Consider the following 17,137-nt stretch of genomic DNA (forward strand, 5'->3'; position numbering starts at 1 on the left):
TCATCAACCCACTTCATACCCACCTGCTCACACGTCTCGTGAGCGCGTCCTGACGCTGGCCGACTATGGCTGGGACACCGAACGCGAGCACTCTTTCGCCCCGTCGCGGGCCGACGGGCTGGTTCCGGGCCGTGTCGTGCGGGCCGAGCGCGGCCTGTGCGATGTCGTCGCCGAGACCGGCCCCGTCCGCGCGGTGCTCCTTCCCTCGTCGGGCACCGGTGATCGGCTGACGCCGTGCACTGGCGACTGGGTGTCCGTCCGGCCGGCCTGCACGGCGGCCTCCGCCACCGTGGTGGAGGTGCTTCAGCGCCGGACCGCCGTGGTCCGCTCCACCTCCTCGCGCACCTCTCAGGCCCAGGTCCTGGCCGCGAACGTCGACACCGTGGCGGTGGCCGTCTCCCTCGCCGACCCGCTCAGGCTCGGGCGGATCGAGCGGATGCTGGCCCTGGCCTGGGAGAGCGGCGCCACACCGGTGGTGGTGCTCACCAAGGCCGACCGGTCCGCCGACCCCGCCTTCGCGGCGTCCGAGGTGGCCGAGGCGGCCCCGGGAGTGGAGGTGCTGGTCACCAGCGCCGCCACCGGCGAGGGCCTGGACGTCCTGGCTGCGGTCCTGTCGGGCACGGTCGTCCTGCTCGGGCCCTCGGGCGCCGGCAAGTCCACCCTCGGCAACCGCCTGCTGGGCGAGGACCTCCTGGCCACTGGCGCGGTGCGCGGCACTGACGGCAAGGGGCGGCACACCACCGCCTGGCGCGAGCTGGTGCCGCTGCCTCATGGCGGGGTTCTGCTGGACACCCCGGGTCTGCGCGGCGTGGGCCTGCACGATGCCGATGAGGGCCTGGAGCAGACCTTCGCCGAGATCACCGAGCTGGCGCGCAACTGCCGCTTCGCGGACTGCGCCCACACCAGCGAGCCGGGCTGCGCGGTGCTGGCCGCCGTCGAGGGCGGCCATCTCCCCCAGCGGCGCCTGGACAGCTGGCACCGGCTGCAGCGCGAGAACGCCTACGCCGCCTCCCGCACCGACGCGCGGCTGCGCGCCGAGCTGGAACGGCCGATGAAGCAGATCGCCCGCCAGGTGCGCGCCCTCAAGCAGTCCCCGAACTTCAAGGCATGACGAAAAGGAATCAGGTCATGGACCTTCCCCGCATGTACACCATCCGCGAGAGCGGCCACCGCATCCACAACCCGCTGACCGCCAACGAGTTCGCCACTCTGGGCGAGTCTCTCCGCCTCCCCGCCGGGACACGGGTACTCGACCTGGCCAGCGGCTCGGGAGAGATGCTGTGCACCTGGGCTCGCGACCTGGGCTTCACGGGCACCGGCGTTGACATCAGCACGCTCTTCACCGAGCAGGCCCGGGCCCGCGCCGCCGAACTCGGCGTCGCAGACCGGGTCGAGTTCATTCACGACGATGCCGCCGGCCATGTCGCCGGCCAGCCGGTCGATCTGGCCGCCTGTGTCGGGGCCACCTGGATCGGCAACGGCGTCGCCGGAACGGCCGAGCTGCTCCAGCGCAGCCTGCGCCCGGGAGGAATGATGCTGATCGGTGAACCCTTCTGGCGGCAGACCCCTCCGGACGAGGAGACGGCCAAGGCGTGTCTCGCCACCTCCACCGCCGACTTCCTGGAACTGGCGGAACTGATCGGGCAGTTCCAGGACCTCGGATACGACGTCGTGGAAATGACGCTGGCCGACCACAACGGCTGGGACCGCTACTTCGCAGCCCAGTGGCTCACCATGCGCCGCTGGCTCGATGAGAATCCGGACGACGAACTCGCCCCCGAAGTACGAGAAGAACTCACCACCGGACCCGCCCAATACGCTCGTTACGGGCGTGAGTACCTGAACTGGGGCGTCTTCGCCCTCATGAAGCGCTGACAACCCCGCCCGTGCGGGGCCCCGGCGTCATACCGTCCGGGCCCCGCACGGGACCTGCCAAAACACACTGGCTGCCAGTTCAACCAGCCGAATCGTCCTCCTCGCCGAAGAGCGGGACATGTATCGGATGCAACTCCGCCCGGATCCGATGCAGGCGTACCGGGTGGCGCCACCGGCCGGCCCCATCACGCGCAACGTCGACCGCGACCTCCACCACCAGCTGCGGGTCGATGAGCGCGACGTCCAGGACGTCGCGGCCACCCGGCGGCGAACGTCCGTCCCGTCCACGGATGCCTTCCGCGGGTCGGTACCAGCGCGGTCCCGAGGCTGGCCGCCGCAGTGCGGTCGAGCGGGACGGTGCGACCGGTGTAGCGCAGCCTGCCGGACTCGTCGTAGCGGCCGAGCAGCAGCGTGCGGGGCGCGGCGGCAGATCCGGTGACGGCACCGACGATGGCCTCGGTGGTGGTGCGGACCTTGTACTTCCCCCACGCCCTGATCCGGGCGCGGTACGGCTCCGCCAGCCTCTTGAAGCACAGGCCCTCCAGACCGGCGGATGTCCAGGTGAGCCAGTCCCGCGCAGTGTCCGGGTCGGTGGTCGAGGGGCACAGCGTGAACGGGGCTGTCAGTGGTGTGTGCGCGAACAGGGTCTCCAGGACGGTCCGGCGGCGGGCGTAGGACCAGGGGGAGATGTCGGTGCCGTCCAGGTGCAGGACGTCGAACACGACCAGGTGCGCGGGCCAGGTACGGGCGGCCGCGAGCGCGCCGGCGCCGCGGCGGCGGGCCAGCCGCTGCTGCAACCGCTCGAACGCCAGCCGCTCGCCCTCCCACACCACCAGCTCCCCGTCCAGGCCGGAGTCGCCGGGCAACTGCGCGAGCGCGGCGTCGGCAATCTCCGGGAACGCGGCGGTCATGTCCGTGCCCTGCCTTGAGCGCAGCATCACCCTGTCGTCGGCGTAGCGGGCGAGTTGGGCGCGGTAGCCGTCCCACTTCGGCTCAGCGGCGGATCCGGGGGGCAGGTCGGGGCTGCCCACCGGTGTGGTGAGCATCGGTTCCGGCAGCGTCCAGGTCATGCCTGATGCCTTCCACGCACGCGCTCGCTCTGCGTGTGCCTGTGAATCAGGCGGCACGGAAGTCGTGAGCAGGGCCGCCGCGCCACTCCACCCACCGCCGGTCGTCCAGAACGGCCTCTGCGTCGTCGATGCCGGCGCCTTCGAGGAACACCAGCAGGTCGTGATCGCTGTAGGCGGTGCCGAGTATCTCGTCCCGGCCGTGCCGGTGCACGCTGACCCGCCGGCCCCCGGAGAGCGAAGGCCGGTGCACGACGATGGGCGCGCGGCTCACGCCTCCAGGGTGCCCCTGGCAGTCCGGTAACGCGAGCAGAGCGCGGGGGCGGTCACCGGCCAGCGTCGTTGATGCCGGAAGCCAGCTGCCCCACGAAGTCGAGCACGCCCTGCCCCAATGCGGTCGGCGCGACGAGGATGCCGAAGACCAGAACGATCAGCACCGTCATCTTCTCGTCGTTGCGGCTGCGCGCCTCGGTCCGTCGGCGCAACCGCACCACGATGATGACCGCCAGCAGCACGGCGACATTGATGGTCAGCACGCACAACCCCCACCAGCTCAGTGAACACCCCTGGTCAAGGTTGTAGCCAGCATGCGCAGCCGAGACATCTGCGTCATACAAGGATGGCTGCATGTATCCGCCAGATCGGCCGGATCAGCCGTCTTGCCTCCCGGCTCGCCCCCCTCACCGCTCCGCCCGAGTCAGGTGGCGCGCAGCGTCCTCCCCCAGCGCTGGACTGCCTTGGCGTCGCAGTACTCGCACAGCGGAGAGCGGGCCCCCGAGCCGTATTTGTGGGTCGGCCGACGGCACGTGGAGCACGGGCCGATCTGGTCGCCGGGACACGTGCGCGCTGATGTGTCCGGCTCGCTGGTGGGCGGTACAGGGGCGGTCATCGGGTTTCCTCGCCGTTCCGGCGGCCACAAGCAGCCGCTTCGAACGAAGAATAGAACGACAGCGGCGACGCCCCCGGCAGGCCAGCCTCCCGGGCCGCCGCCCGCAGGTCCGCGGCGATGGCCTCCAGCGTCTCTGGGACACGGCATCGGGGACGGACCGCCATCCCGTCGTCCCAGCACAGATCCACCCAGCGCGGCCCTGCCCCCGGGAAGCGCACGGCTCGAGCGGTGGCCGCAGGGCCGCCGCACACCACACAGGCCCGGGGTGGCGTCTCCTGGATACGGGCCAGCGTCTCCCGCCGCGCGGGTGGAGCCGGTGCCGTTTCCAAACCGGCGGGCTTGATGCCGTGCTGGTCAAGCAGGTCGGCGGGCTCCATGACGTCTCTCCGTTCGCCCACCCCTGGATTGCTGCGTGACCAGCACAGCATAGAATCGAACGCATGAACGATCCAGCGCGCCTCACACTGCTCCGATTTTTGGAACGGGTGCAGCTGCGCGACCTGGACCGCACCCGCCGATGGATCGCTGAGGAAGAGCGGCGCGGGACCGAACGACAACGCGGCATCGCGGAGAAACCGGACCCGCCCGACTGGCTTCTAGAACAGGGCCTCAACAAGGGCAGCCCGCCCGTCTACGTCCACGTCGGCGACTGCTGGAACACGGGCACCCGCAGCAAGGGCATCGACCAGGAGCAGGCCCGGCGCGCCCTCGCGGACGGTGTCACGGCGTGCCCGCACTACCGGCCGGACAGCGCGCTGCGCATGCCCCACTAGGCAAGACGGTGCTTGAACAGGAATGAGTAGTACGTCGGGATGCCGTCGTGGTCCATGGCGACTGCATGGTGCACGGGCTCCCACCCATGTGCGCCCCAGTCCGCCAGCGTCGCGTTTACCTGCTCATCCGTCCGAGCGGGGAACGACACGAACCGGTACTCCCACTGGTCACTCATGTTCCTACGTTGCCCCGTATCGGCGGGCCGCACCCGCTGCGGAGCAGCCAGCAGGTGCGGTTGGTCGGCCCAACTGATGCGCCAGCCGTCCCGAGACGCCGCACCCGTCATGATCACCCATGCGAGCGAACCGGCCCTGGAACTCACCTCTTGGGAGGCGAGTTGGCATTGCGGCATCCCGGCCGGGTGATCAACGCGCAAAGGGCGTGCCTAGTGGGCGTGCCCGCAGTTGGGCGAAGCATGAAACGACTGATGATCACTGCCGCTGCGGCAGCAACTCTCGCCACCTCCACCCTTTTCGCCGGGCCCGTACCCGCTACGGCGGCTGGATGCGGCTATGAGGCCACCACCACGGTGCATCTCCGCTCCGGCCCTGGCAGCGGCTACGTGTCACTCGGCCTTCTGCGGGAGGGAGACCGGCTGGGTACGCCGAAGGCGAAGCGAGGCGGATGGTGGAAGACCTTCACCATGGACCGCACCGCGTCCGGCATCAAGGCCGGGAAGACGGGATGGGTCAAGAAGCCCTACCTGCGCAAGTCGGTCTGCATGCAGCTGGACTGAAGCAGGAGACGGGGGCGCCCTGCGGTGCAGACCCGAGCGGCTCTGCACCGCGCGCTGCAATCAAGCACGTTTTACTGGCGAAGAGGCAGTGTTCCGACCCTGCACTATTCGACCCAAGTGTCGGCTCTTGCCCACCAGGCCGGACGTTCCAGAGGGCTGATTCATCGGACCGCATGGCTGAACCACGAGGGCGAACTCCGACTGACCGAGGGCACATCGAACTGGTTGGAGGGCGGCGGGTGTCGAAGGCCCGGACGGTTTTCGGCCGTGGGCTTGTGGCCCCATAGGTCGGCACCAAAGGCGCGGACGCCTGACCGGGCTGACCAAGTCTCCGTCCCTGCAGCCAGGAAGCCGCTACGCGGCCGGACTGTCCGTTGCCGGGGACGGAGCCGCTTCTGTCGTAGGCGACGGAACATGCCCGTTGGACAAGCGTGCCTTTCGCCATGGCAGAAGCAGCGTGCTCGCCATGCACAGCAGGCCGGCGATGAGCAGGGCGCCGCGTACGCCTGCGACGGCGGCGATGAGGCCACCGGCGATCACGAATGCGGCCTGGCACGTCTTCGCGCCCACTGACCAGGAGGTGCCGACTCGGGACATGAAGGCGTCCGGTGTGGCCGCCATGCGGTAGGTGGTGAACGACGGGTTGAAGACCCCGGCGGAGAAGAGCAGGCCGAAGTCGGCGGCCACGATGACAAACAGGCCGAGGGCGCCGGAGGGCGTCAGCGGCAGCAGGATCGTCCACAACGTACGTGCCACACCGGACACCAGCAGAACGCGACGCTGTCCGAATCGCCGGGTAAGGAGCGGAGTCAGGCGCGAGCCCAGCACACCGCCCAGGCACGGCAGTCCCAGAGCGAGTCCGTACTGCCACGGCGCCAGACCGAGGTCATCCAGCATGAGGACGGCCATCAGCGGGGATGCCATCATGACGGATCCGCCGAAGAGCAGCGCGTTGAAGAACAGCGGCCGTAGTCCTGGGTGGCGCAGTAGGTACTGCCAACCGGCCGCGATGTCCCGGCCCAGGTGAGCGGTGGCGGCACGTGCCGGTGGCGCGGATTCGGGCTGCCGGATACGACGGATCCCCACAGCCGATCCGAGGAAGGACAGCGCGTCGACCACCATCGTGGCCGCCGCGCCCAATGCCCCGATCAGAAGCCCTCCGACGGGCGGGCCGGCACTGACGCTGATCCAGGTAGTCGTCTCAAACAGGCTGTTGGCACGAAGGCGGTGCTCGGGCAAGACGAGTGCTTTCAGATGTGCTCCACTGGCCGCGTCGAACGCGACAGACGCAGCTGTCTGGAGAACGCCGACGACACATAGCTGGGTGAAGGTGAGCTGGTCGAAAGCCATGGCGACAGGAATGCTGACCAACAGTACGCAGCGGGCCAGATCGGCGGTGATCATGACCGGCCGTTTGTACTGGTGCTCGATACGCACACCGAGCGGCAGAGCGATCAGCGCGCTGGCCACCGCAGACAACGCTGCGAGCATCGAGACCTGGAATGCCGAGGAATCCAGCACCAGAAGGGCGATCAGCGGCAACGCCCCCATGCCCACGGCACTGCCCGCTGCGCTGACCGCGTAGGCGCCCCACAACCGCCGGAAGTCCTGCCCGAGCGTGCTCCGCCGTACCAACCGAACCTCCCGAGTCGCGAAGGCGCTCAGCGTAGTGAGTCGGCCAACGACCACCTTGTGATCAAGCCATCAAGCTGGTCAGCCGCAGGCCAACGCGAGGGCTTACTTCTCTGTGGCGGCGCGGGCGGCAAGGTAGTCCGTCCAGCTGTCCTGCGCAAAGCGGGCCCACCTGTGTGCAGTCTGGGGGTGGATGCCGAAGAGGTCGCTCGCGACGATCGGGGGGAGGTCGGCGACTGCTTCGATCATGGCGGTGTTGCGTGCGCTGAGGCCGGGAAGGCCGTGCTGGCGCATGAGGGAGTGGAGTCCGGCAGCCGATCGTGGCCGGCTGGGTGGGCGCCCAGGCAGCAAATACTTCGGATGGTCTCCTGTCGGCTGGTCGAGGATCGAGATGTGGCCGATAGGACGGGTGGCCTGTTGTTCGATGAGTCGGGCCAGCTTGGGCGGCAGGAGAACGGGGTTCTGGTCGATGGTGAGGTAGGTGCCGTCCTCCTCATGGTGGAACCGGTCTGTTGTGAGTTGAAGGATGCGGACGGTGGGAAGTCCGTAGAGCCTGGTCAGGGCTCCAGCGATGCGGACTTCGAGCGGTAGTTCGTCGTCGTTGAGGCATCGCCGTAGTTGCTCGTGGTGTTCTTCGCTGCTGAGGAATTTGGTCGGCAGGCCGCTGTGCTGGGGGACGGCCGTGAGCTTCCCGGTGAGGCGGCGGGCGACGGTCCACCGGATGAACGCCCCGATGCGCCGGGTGCGGTGGGATGTCACCCAAAGGTCGAGATCGCCTTGGGTCAGCGAGCCGAGATCGAAGTCTTCCATCTCCACCCAGGCAATGAACTCCATGGCGGCACGAATTTCCATGCGGTCGACGGAGGCGGCGCCGGACGTGTATCTGCCGCGTTCGGACCGGCGTCGCGCGTCGCGGAGGATGCACCACTCCGCGAAGGGACGGAGAACCCTCAACTGCGTGGCAGGCAGGCCGTTGAGGGCAGCGTCGAGCCAGAGCTGGATCCGTGCAAGTTCTCGTCCCGACGCGGCAGGACACCCGTGGTGACGAGGAGTTCCCGGAGGTAGCGGGTGCTGCCGTCCTGTTCCAGTCCGTCGAGGACTTCGTGAGTGATCTCCGCTTTCTGAGAGGCGAGTCTCGCCAGGACTTGAACGCCCTTGCTCGTGGCGAGCCAGTTGCGGACCGCCCAGGGCTCCGCAGCCGTGAGCTTGTCCGCAAGCGGCGCGAGGTGCGGCACCAGGTTCCCGTCCTCGTCGCTGAGGAGGTCGTGAACACGATCGCTGTTGATGCAGCGGCCGCAGCACCCGTCCGCGTAGATGTTTCCGGGAAAGCCGCAGCGGCGGCAGGCGTAGTCAATCTCCGTGCCAGAGCACGGCCCGCAGATATCATGTCCCTGCTCGGAGCGGCCGACCAGAACCCGGAGAGTGCCGCATCCGGTACAGGGGGCCGGGGAACGGGTGCGACGGCGGTAACAGGTGTCGCAGAGAGCCCCGACCGGCCAGGTGGCCTTCAGAGGCCGTCTCCTGTCGCAGTCGACGCAGGTTGTCATGCTGCGCGGACGGCAGGAATCGCAGTAGAGAGCGCCGCCAGGCCCCCTGCGGCGCTGGACGGGACGCTGCCGGCCGCAGACGCTGCACTCGCCGAGCGGAGAGCGGTAGCAGCTCATGCACGTGTCCGGTTGCCCGTCGGCGGCTCGTTTGGCCATTGGCTGGACCTCACCGCAGACGCCGCAGAGCCGCGGCGGCCGTGTGTAACAGGACCGGCAGATGGGTTCATCGCCCGCGACGGCGGAGGGTGCCATCCGGCCGCAGCGCGAGCACTCGTGCTCCAGCTTGGGAGCACACGGTCCGCAAACGATCTTCCCGTTCTCCCGTCGAGCGGGCTCGCGCAACTGGCCGCACTTCGCGCACTTCGTCTTTCTCGCCGGGTCTCTGCGGTAGCAGGCCCGGCAGATCGGGCCTTCCTCGCGGTGGGTGACGATGTTGCCGTCCTTGCCGCAACGGGCGCATGGCCGCAGTTCCGTGCGGTGTCCGCACCAACCGCAGCAGCGTCCTTCGGGCGTCGGACGGACCAGCGGCTTGTCGGTTCGTCCGCAGCGAGGACAAGCGAGCTGGGTGACGTTGAGGCCGTAGCCGTGTAGGTCGAGCTGCCCCAAGAGCCGCGGCAGCGCGGCCGGGCAGTGCGACGAAGGGGCCGACAGAGCATCGGGGTGTTCCTCAAGGTAGGTGGCCATCTCTCTCGCGACGACGGGGCTCCATGCCTTGGCCTGCGTGAGGATCACCTCGGCGTCTCTCGCTGAGAGCGTCGGACCGACCACTTCCCGCAGGCGGCCGAGCAGCCAGGACCGGACCTCGGCGAGTTCCCGCCCCGGTATTCGCGGTCCGTTCGTCACGACTGACCGGGCCGACGGACGACGGCTCGCCGCGGAGCCGCCGGAGCGGGACCGAGCGTCCCGTCGGAGGTCTTGTTGACCTGGGCGTTGACGGCTTCCGGTTTGATCAGGTCATTCGGGGTGCACTCCAGGATGTCGCAGAGCGCGACGAGCGTGTCCATACTCATCCGTTGCGGGGGCTGGGTGACCAACCGGTAGACCTGCTCGCGGGACAACGTCACTCCGCGTTCGGCCAGCAGCGGCACCAGGTCCGAGGTCTAGAACATCTCCCGCTCGGCCATCAGCTGCCGCAGCTTCCACTGGTAGCCCATCTTCTTGATCACGCCGTCACTCCCAGTCCTCGCCGAGCCGTGCCTTCATCGAGGCTTCCAGCAGCTTGTTCCTGTACTCGTTCGAGACACCCATGTAGATCGCCGTGGTCGAGGCATGGGAATGGCCGACCTGCTCCTGAACGAACCGGGCGGGGTAGCCGAATTCAGTCAGATGGGTGATGTAGCTGTGCCGGAGGCAGTGCAGATCCAGGTCCTCGTCCAGGCCGGCGGCCTGGCGGGCATTTACGAAAGCCTCGTTGATCGACCGCGGGGACAGGCGGCCCACCCGCTCGGTCACCCAGAGCGCGGGATGCCGACCCGGCGCGAAATGCGGGCGTATCTCGGACAGCCACTCCTGGAGGACACCGACCACCCAGTCCATCTCGGGGACGGTCAGCACGGTGCGGCGCTTGGCCGGTGCCCCCTTCGACGCCTTGCCGAAGCGCACCATCAAGCTGCCGTAGTCGAACCGTGGCGCCTTCCGGTTGCGCCTGAAGTCGACCAGGTCCACCCGGGATGATTCCGTGCGCCGGGTCCCGTAGGCGTAGATCGTCTTCAGGACCGCGGCATCACGTAGTGCGGCAAGCACACCCTTGCGGCCCTGTCCTCGGATCTTGGCGGGCCTGGCGTCCGCGGCATCGAAAAGGGCCTGGACCTCGTCATAATCCAGCGGACGCCTGCGGGGGTCGCCCTCGTACTCAATGGTGTGCAGAACCGAGTTGCCCTCGTGGAAGACCGCCTGCGGCCCCTCACCGAAACGCTCACTGCAGACCTCCGTCCACCCGTAACGGCTATCCATGAGGTACTCGATGAACAGCCCGATCGTCACCTCATAGGTCCGAGCTGTCGACATCTGGATCGGCTTGGCGCCGCCACGGAGATGAGCGATGAACGCCTCCCCCTCCGCCGGCGTCCACTGCCACGGGTACTGGCCGGTGAACTCCCCGAACCGCTCGATCAGCCGCAGTCGCGGGGTGATCGTGGCTGCCCGTAGAAACCGAGCCGACTGCTGCCTCGCCCAACCCTCCTTCATCGCCTCAAAGACCGCAGGTGCCGGGTCGATGTGGACGACGTTCTGGGCCAGGACGAGCTTCGCTGACCCAGGCGCGTGTGTACTCACAGAAGCTGTTGTATCAGATGCAACATTGTTGAGCTTGCTTGATACGGTGCAGCTCAGGCAGTCAGGCAGGCATTGAGACTCGTCACGGTGCCGCCTGCTCTGACCTGCCTAAACGGCAATACCGCCACTCTGCGTCATGTTGCATTTGATGCAATTACGCTCGTTTCAGGCAGGTGGCCGGTACCTGGCCGCCCCGGACGATGCGCCACACGTGTCCCCCGCGGCCGCACTTGTGGTACGCCGGACCACTCTGCGTGCGGGCGATCGCCTCCACGCACGAGCGCACCACGTCGCCGCGGTGGAGGTAGCGCACGACCGGGGAGTCGGGCGCTGCGACTGGTGCGTTGCCCTCCGGCATCCGGACCGCAACCTTCTTCCCAGTGACCGTCCACTTCGTGGCGCATGCCTTGGCGGGCGCGGTGGCCGCCGTGGCAGGAGCGGGAGCGGCATCAGCTGCCGGGGCGAGCAAGGCGGTAGCGGCCAATGTGGCTACCGCAGTAGCGGCGATCATCAGTCGTGTCACGCACAACCAACCACTGACGTCCGGGGAAGGGTCACGGCCTCTGCTTGATGATCACCCACCCGGGGTGCGGCTTACCTCGCAGGCGGCGAGGATCGGGTCTCAATGACGAGGCGGGGACTGCTGCATGATCGGGTGACAGCGGGGTTTATGCAGCCAGGGCTGCGGCTGGGGTCATGATGGTCTCGTACTCGACGGGGGTCAATCGGGCCAGGCGTCTCTGACGCCGGCGTCGGTGGTAGGTGCGCTCGATCCAGGTGACGATTGCGATCCGCAACTCCTGGCGGGTGGCCCAGGAACGGCGGTCGAGGACGTTCTTCTGCAGCAGCGCGAAGAAGCTCTCCATGGCCGCGTTGTCGCCGGCCGCACCGACCCGGCCCATGGAGCCGACCAGGTCGTGACGTGCGAGAACGGACACGAACTTCCGTGAGCGGAACTGCGATCCGCGATCGGAATGAACGATGCATCCGGCGACCTGGTCACGGCGGGCGACGGCGGATTCAAGGGCTGTTACCGCGAGGCTCGATTTCATCCGGGCGTCGATGGAATAACCCACGATGCGGCCGGAGAACACGTCCTTGACCGCGCAGAGATACAGCTTGCCCTCGCCGGTGGCATGCTCGGTGATGTCCGTGAGCCACAGCCGGTTCGGCCCGGCTGCAGTGAAGTCCCGCCGCACCCGGTCATCGTGGACAGGCGGCCCGGCCTTGGCGTTCTTCCCACGGCCTCTTCGCTTGCCAAAGGCGCTCCACCAGCGGTTGTCCCGGCAGATCCGCCAGGCGGTCCGCTCGGCCATCGCCTCACCGGCGACGCGCGCTTCGTCGAGCAGGAAGCGGTGGCCGAACTCGGGGTCGTCGCGACGCGCGTCGAACAGGGCGTTGGCCCGGTAAGCCTCGACCAGTTCGGCGTCGGTGACCGGCCGGTCCAGCCACCGGTAGTAGGGCTGGCGAGCCAGCCCGAGCACCCGGCACGTCACCGCCACCGGCACCCGGCCAGGGCATCGGCGGCGGCCAGCTCGCGGACGAGCGGGTACATCATTTTGCCGGCAGGTTCGCCTGCGACAGATACGCCGCGGCCCTCCTGAGGACCTCGTTCTCCTGCTCCAGCAGCCGGATCCGCTTGCGGGCCTCGCGCAGCTCGGCCGACTCACCCGACGCCGCTGCGGGCCCGGCGCCCTCGTCTGTGTCGGCACGGCGCAGCCACTTCGACAGAGTGATCGGGTGGACGCCGAAGTCGGCGGCAATCTGTTCCAGCGTGACGCCTGGCTCGCGGTTGCGCGCGACCCGTACGACGTCCTCGCGGAACTCCTTCGGATACGGCTTGGGCACTGCAACATCCTTCCAGGCCGCCTCTCAGCAAGCCAGGTCAGGTGTCACCTATCCGTGCAGCAGTCCCGATCGGTGCCCACACCGCCGGATCGTCGACAACGCGGCTGAGGTCCGTCATCTGCAGCCTCTCCAGCCAGTGCGACAGCACCAGCGCCTCGTCACTCGTGAGCTTGATCGTCACCTGGCTATCACCCATGCACCCCCCTACGGCCCGGCCACCACCCTCGACCACACGAACCTACTGGTCTTCGACCTTAACCAAACACATAGAGGCACCCCCCGTCTCCGGCATCCTGGCCGGCGAGGACGAGACCGTGGACATCGGGGCGGAGGTCGCGGTCATCGACGCACCAAGCGCGGCCGCGCCGGTGGTCCCTCCGGCCCCCGAGGCGCCGCCCGCCGCCGGCGCCCGTGCCCACCCCGGCACCGCCTGCCCCTGCACCGTCTCCTCCGGCACCGGTTGCGCCGTCGGTGCCGGCACCCGTCCCCGCGCCCGCCGCGATGCCGGCATCCGTACCCGCTCCCACCCCGGCTCCCACCCCCGTCGCCGGCTCGGACGCCGCGGACCTGCGAGGGCGGACGGTCGCGATGAGCCGGATCCGCCGGATCATCGGGGAGAACCTCAAGAAGGCGCTGCGGGAACAGGCGCAGCTGACCTCCGTGGTCGAGGTCGACGTGACCGCCCTGCTGCGGCTGCGGGAGCGGGCCGGGGCGGACGTCCTCGCCCGGGAGGGAGTCAAGCTGTCGCCCATGCCCTTCTTCGTCAAGGCCGCCGCCCAGGCCCTGAAGGCGCATCCCGCCGTCAACGCCCGTATCAACGAGGGCGAGGGCACCATCACGTACTTCGACCGGGAGAACGTCGGCATCGCGGTGGACACCGAGAAGGGGCTGATGACTCGGGTCATCAAGGGTGCGGGCGATCTGAGCATCGCTGGTATCGCCTGGGCCACCGCCGAACTGGCCGGCCGGGCCCGCAGTGGTCATCTCACGCGGACGACGTGTCGGGCGCGACGTTCACGATCTCCAACACCGGTTCGCGCGGCGCGCTGTTCGACACGGTCGTCGTGCCGCCCGGACAGGTCGCGATCCTGGGCACCGGGGCCGTCGTCAAGCGGCCCTCGGTCGTCACGACGGAGGACGGCGGCCAGGGCCTCGGCATCCGCGACATGGCGTACCTGTCACTGTCGTACGACCACCCTATGGTGGACGGCGCGGACACGGCCCGATATCTGACCGCGGTCAAGGCGATCCTGGAGGCGGCCGCCTTAGAGGGCGACCTGGGCTGATCGCGGACCCGGCGCACGCATGAGCGGTGCGGGGCGAGAAGAGCCGCCCCGCACCGCTGCGCCGCTCACACCGGCGGGTCCACCGCGGTGGCACCGCGGTCGGCGCGCACGATGGCGCGCACAATGGCGAGCACGGTGTCGGTGGTGCGGTCGAGGTGGCTGCGGCCGTCCGGCAGGAAGGTGCTCGGGCTGATGTAGCTGCGCGGTCCGACATGCGTGGCGGGTTCGAGCCGGTGGACGGTGATCTTTCCGGCGCGCACGGCCCGGTTCCAGGCGCTGCCGCGCAGGACCGGCCAGCGCTGGGGGAACAGCCAGGTGCCGACCCGCTCGACGCGGTCGTACGCGCTGGTCAGCAGATGCACGTGCGCGGCGTTCGTCAGGTCGTTGGCCCCGTTGTGGAAGGCCCCGAACAGGATGAGCACCAGGGGCGCCCCGAGCTGCGCGCGCAGCCGGTCGACCGCGCCGGTGGCGACCTGGGCTCCCCCGCTGTAGCTGAGCAGCACCACGGGGATGCCGCTGCCGGGCCGGTAGCCGGCCAGCTGGAGCTGTGTGGCGATCTGCGTGCCGACGGCCCGGTTGTACAGGGGCCGGTAGCGGCGGTCCGCGGCCACGAAGATCTGCATCACGTTGTGCAGGAACAGCAGCAGCCCGATGCGACGGCGCAGCCACGCCCACACGGGGCGGTCGGCCAGCGGGTCGGCGAGCGGCGAGTAGGGCTGGATCTGTCCCAGGATCCGCAGCTCCGGCGCCCGAGCGAGTACGGCCTGCACCAGCTGGCCGCCGTCCCGGCTGTCGCGCACGCGGCGTTTGCCGATGCCGTCCAGATAGACGACGTAGGCCTGCGGGGGGTCTTCGGGGGCCGCGCCGCGGGCATGGGGCACGCCCTCCGGGAGCGCGGTGAGGGGCTTGCGCCAGCCCGCGCCGTAGGCCAGTACCTCGTACCGGGCCAGCAGGCCCTCGGCGAGCAGTGCCGGGCCCAGCGCCGCGGTCCAGAGCAGGAAGTGGTTCATGCGAGCACCTCCGGCGGCGCGGTGGCGCCGAGGCGCACGACCAGTCGCCGCACGCCCTCCACGGCACCGCCGAGCACCGCCCCGGCCACGGCCACGCAGCAGGCGGAGGTCCACCAGCCCAGCCCGGTGACCTCGGCCAGCGGGCCGGACAGGCCGGCGCCGACGCCCACGCAGAGCAGCAGATGGAGGAAGGGGCCGAGCAGCGGAAAGGCGAGGACGGCGGTGAACAGCAGCGGGGCGAGGAGGCCGGGGGTCCACACCAGGTCCTTCGACGGCGGTGCGGACGCCAGCAGTTCGGCGGCCGTCTGTGCGGTCAGCGGCCACAGCGCGAACACCGCGCCCTCGACGACCGCGCCGGTCAGCATGAGACCGACGACGTTCCTGCGGGCCGCCCCGGGCCAGCTCACCAGCAGCGGCATGATGCGCCCGGCCGCCTCCGACAGCCCGGCGAGCAGGAGCAGGACGACGACGGCCGTGGACATGGTCTCAGCCATGCCGTGCTCCGTCGCCCCCGGCCCGCGGGACCCGGGCCGCCGTACGCAGGTACTGCTCCAGTTCGTCGGCTGCGCGGCGGAATCCGCCCGGCTCGCGCTGGGCCTCGCGCATGGCCGCCGCGGCCTTCCTGAACCGAGGTTCCTCCAGCAGGCGCCGGGCCAGGGCGCGTACGGACTGTTCGGAGACGTCCTGGGTGTGCATGGACAGGCCGGCGCCGAGTTCGACGACGCGCCCGGCGACCAGCGGCTGGTCGGCGCCCTGCGGGATCACCAGCATCGGGATGCCGGCGTACAGCGCCTCGTTCACACTGTTCATCCCACCGTGGGTGACCAGCAGCGCCGTACGTTCCAGGACTCGCGTCTGCGGTACGAAGCGGCGGGCGATCACGTTGTCCGGCAGCGGCCCGAGTACGGCGGGATCGGCCTTCCCGGTGGACAGGACGACGGTGCCGCCGAGCGGGGCGAGCGCGGTGGCGAAGGTGCGCAGCAGTCCGGGCGTGGCGTCGAACACCGTGCCGAGGGAGGCGTACAGCACGGGGTCGCGCAACCCGTCAAGGGGGAACGTCGGATCATCCGGGCGGGCGCCGATGCTGGGGCCGACGAAGCGGTAGGACGTGTCGAAGTCCTCGGCGTCGGGCTGGAACGCCTGTGAGGTGTAGACGAGGTTGAGGTGCTGGCGGATACCCGACAGGTCGACCAGGGGCACGTCGTGCGTGTCGAAGCGCCGGTGCAGCTCCCGGCGGTTGCGCACATAGCCCTGCAGGTGACGGGGTTTCGCCGTCACCTGCGTCAGCAGGTCCCAGGAGGCGCTGGTGGGGCTGGGCACCTGCCGGTTGTACGCGAACGTGGTGAACGACGACACGGCGGGCACACCGAGTTCGCGGGCGGCGACGGCGCCCCACGGACAGGTGTTGTCGTGGACGATCAGGTCGGGGCCGATGTCGCGCAGTTCGGCGAGGACGGTCGGCAGCAGCCGTACCGCGGTGCCGGCGAGGGCCTCCAGCAGGGTGAGCGGGGTGACCGGGTCGGGCAGCGGTGGGGCGCCGCCGGGGTAGAGGCGCACCTCGGCGCCGGTGTTCTCGATCGCCGCCCGGAAGGACGGCCAGATGTGATAAGTGACCTTGTGGCCGCGTTTGACCAGCTCGGACACGACCGGCAGGGTCGGATTGACGTGCCCGTGCATGCCGATGTTGAGGAACGCGACGGTGCTCACAGGCCAACCTCCTGTACGTGGGTTTGCGATGTCTCGGGGTGAAGCGGTCACGGCGTGACCGGCCCGGCACGAACGGCGTTCCCGGTCCGGTACGGACCCGGCCCGTCGACGCGCGGTTCGTCGACGAGGCGCCCCGCACCGCGCACGGCGGCGCGGGTCGGCGGGCGGGAGGGGCCGAGGTTGCGGGGAGCGGGCGGGGGCAGGTCCCGGGTGCCGTTGGACAGGACCACGGTCGTGACGCCGCGCGCCGCCTCCCGCGGAGCGCGCTCGATCCGGTGGTGCGGCGCAACGCCCGCCCGCGCGGCGGTCCCGGGCCGGACGGTCCCGGGGCGGGCGGTCCCGGGTGGCGGGGACGGCGGCGCAGACCGGCGGAGGAACCGTCCGGTGCCGGCGTCGTGTCCGTCGAGCCGCTGTCCGCGGCCCGAGTCCGGCGGGGGCACTGTCACCGGGGGTCGGATCCCGCCGCCCTCGGGTGACGGGATCCGTTCACCG

At 69.6% G+C, this 17,137-nt stretch carries 18 protein-coding genes and 3 pseudogenes; 5 read left to right on the top strand and 16 right to left on the bottom strand.

What is annotated here, in order from left to right:
- The first annotated feature begins 55 nt into the window (after nt 1–55).
- On the top strand, nt 56–1,111 hold the full coding sequence (rsgA, locus tag ACGH52_RS00585; protein WP_399946580.1) for a ribosome small subunit-dependent GTPase A: 1,056 nt from the start codon (nt 56–58) through the stop codon (nt 1,109–1,111).
- 17 nt (nt 1,112–1,128) lie between these two features.
- Nucleotides 1,129–1,875 carry an SAM-dependent methyltransferase gene (locus ACGH52_RS00590; RefSeq protein ID WP_399936689.1) on the top strand — a complete coding sequence of 249 codons (747 nt, stop codon included), beginning with the start codon at nt 1,129–1,131 and terminating at the stop codon, nt 1,873–1,875.
- 185 nt (nt 1,876–2,060) lie between these two features.
- Here ACGH52_RS00590 and ACGH52_RS00595 read toward each other — a convergent pair whose 3' ends face one another.
- The 4 genes from ACGH52_RS00595 to ACGH52_RS00610 form a co-directional block, all read right to left on the bottom strand.
- Entirely contained in the window at nt 2,061–2,945 is an 885-nt protein-coding gene (locus ACGH52_RS00595; protein ID WP_399936691.1) for an ATP-dependent DNA ligase, read from the bottom strand.
- Between the two features lie 46 nt (nt 2,946–2,991).
- A complete protein-coding gene (locus ACGH52_RS00600) occupies nt 2,992–3,216 on the bottom strand; it encodes a hypothetical protein (protein WP_399936693.1) in 225 nt (74 codons plus the stop codon).
- Between the two features lie 52 nt (nt 3,217–3,268).
- On the bottom strand, nt 3,269–3,478 hold the full coding sequence (locus ACGH52_RS00605; RefSeq protein ID WP_399936695.1) for a hypothetical protein: 210 nt from the start codon (nt 3,476–3,478) through the stop codon (nt 3,269–3,271).
- A 349-nt stretch (nt 3,479–3,827) separates the two neighbouring features.
- Complete coding sequence (locus ACGH52_RS00610) at nt 3,828–4,208, bottom strand: hypothetical protein (protein ID WP_399936697.1); 381 nt, start codon at nt 4,206–4,208, stop codon at nt 3,828–3,830.
- 63 nt (nt 4,209–4,271) lie between these two features.
- On the opposite strand from ACGH52_RS00610, the gene ACGH52_RS00615 reads away from it, so the two are divergent.
- On the top strand, nt 4,272–4,604 hold the full coding sequence (locus tag ACGH52_RS00615) for a DUF6233 domain-containing protein (protein ID WP_399936699.1): 333 nt from the start codon (nt 4,272–4,274) through the stop codon (nt 4,602–4,604).
- On the opposite strand, the gene ACGH52_RS00620 is transcribed toward ACGH52_RS00615, so the two are convergent.
- Nucleotides 4,601–4,780 (bottom strand): hypothetical protein, encoded by a 180-nt coding sequence (locus ACGH52_RS00620; RefSeq protein ID WP_121703446.1) that lies wholly within the window; start codon nt 4,778–4,780, stop codon nt 4,601–4,603. The two genes, ACGH52_RS00615 and ACGH52_RS00620, sit on opposite strands and share 4 nt — an antisense overlap.
- Before the next feature lie 387 nt (nt 4,781–5,167).
- Between ACGH52_RS00620 and ACGH52_RS00625 the strand changes: the two genes are divergently transcribed.
- On the top strand, nt 5,168–5,341 hold the full coding sequence (locus tag ACGH52_RS00625; RefSeq protein WP_399936701.1) for a hypothetical protein: 174 nt from the start codon (nt 5,168–5,170) through the stop codon (nt 5,339–5,341).
- A gap of 354 nt (nt 5,342–5,695) precedes the next feature.
- Here the strand turns inward: ACGH52_RS00625 and ACGH52_RS00630 are convergent, their stop codons facing one another.
- From ACGH52_RS00630 to ACGH52_RS00660, 7 genes and pseudogenes are all read right to left on the bottom strand, one after another.
- Entirely contained in the window at nt 5,696–6,976 is a 1,281-nt protein-coding gene (locus ACGH52_RS00630) for an MFS transporter (RefSeq protein WP_399936704.1), read from the bottom strand.
- A gap of 102 nt (nt 6,977–7,078) precedes the next feature.
- On the bottom strand, nt 7,079–7,825 hold the full coding sequence (locus tag ACGH52_RS00635) for a hypothetical protein (RefSeq protein WP_399936706.1): 747 nt from the start codon (nt 7,823–7,825) through the stop codon (nt 7,079–7,081).
- A gap of 98 nt (nt 7,826–7,923) precedes the next feature.
- Nucleotides 7,924–8,208 carry a hypothetical protein gene (locus ACGH52_RS00640; protein WP_399936708.1) on the bottom strand — a complete coding sequence of 95 codons (285 nt, stop codon included), beginning with the start codon at nt 8,206–8,208 and terminating at the stop codon, nt 7,924–7,926.
- 1,151 nt (nt 8,209–9,359) lie between these two features.
- Nucleotides 9,360–9,686 (bottom strand): annotated as a pseudogene (locus tag ACGH52_RS00645) (helix-turn-helix domain-containing protein).
- A 4-nt stretch (nt 9,687–9,690) separates the two neighbouring features.
- Nucleotides 9,691–10,707, bottom strand: a complete 1,017-nt coding sequence (locus tag ACGH52_RS00650; RefSeq protein ID WP_399946583.1) for a tyrosine-type recombinase/integrase — start codon at nt 10,705–10,707, stop codon at nt 9,691–9,693.
- A gap of 755 nt (nt 10,708–11,462) precedes the next feature.
- A pseudogene (locus ACGH52_RS00655) lies at nt 11,463–12,642 on the bottom strand (IS3 family transposase).
- 37 nt (nt 12,643–12,679) lie between these two features.
- Nucleotides 12,680–12,823 carry a hypothetical protein gene (locus tag ACGH52_RS00660; protein ID WP_399936710.1) on the bottom strand — a complete coding sequence of 48 codons (144 nt, stop codon included), beginning with the start codon at nt 12,821–12,823 and terminating at the stop codon, nt 12,680–12,682.
- A gap of 97 nt (nt 12,824–12,920) precedes the next feature.
- Between ACGH52_RS00660 and ACGH52_RS00665 the strand changes: the two are divergent.
- Nucleotides 12,921–13,928 (top strand): annotated as a pseudogene (locus tag ACGH52_RS00665) (2-oxo acid dehydrogenase subunit E2); the annotation flags it as partial.
- Between the two features lie 65 nt (nt 13,929–13,993).
- Here the strand turns inward: ACGH52_RS00665 and ACGH52_RS00670 are convergent.
- The 4 genes from ACGH52_RS00670 to ACGH52_RS00685 are packed head-to-tail and all read right to left on the bottom strand — an operon-like array spanning nt 13,994 to nt 17,091.
- Nucleotides 13,994–14,938, bottom strand: a complete 945-nt coding sequence (locus ACGH52_RS00670; RefSeq protein WP_399936712.1) for a hypothetical protein — start codon at nt 14,936–14,938, stop codon at nt 13,994–13,996.
- Entirely contained in the window at nt 14,935–15,432 is a 498-nt protein-coding gene (locus tag ACGH52_RS00675; RefSeq protein WP_399936714.1) for a hypothetical protein, read from the bottom strand. Before ACGH52_RS00675 ends, ACGH52_RS00670 begins: the two co-directional genes overlap by 4 nt.
- Nucleotides 15,425–16,645 (bottom strand): macrolide family glycosyltransferase, encoded by a 1,221-nt coding sequence (locus tag ACGH52_RS00680; protein ID WP_399936716.1) that lies wholly within the window; start codon nt 16,643–16,645, stop codon nt 15,425–15,427. Before ACGH52_RS00680 ends, ACGH52_RS00675 begins: the two co-directional genes overlap by 8 nt.
- Before the next feature lie 47 nt (nt 16,646–16,692).
- The gene (locus ACGH52_RS00685; protein WP_399936718.1) at nt 16,693–17,091 is read right to left on the bottom strand and encodes a hypothetical protein; all 399 of its coding nucleotides are present in this window, start codon (nt 17,089–17,091) and stop codon (nt 16,693–16,695) included.
- Between the last annotated feature and the right edge of the window lie 46 nt (nt 17,092–17,137).

It is taken from the genome of Streptomyces sp. BBFR25 (genome assembly GCF_044590125.1).
Classification (GTDB): domain Bacteria; phylum Actinomycetota; class Actinomycetes; order Streptomycetales; family Streptomycetaceae; genus Streptomyces; species Streptomyces canus_D.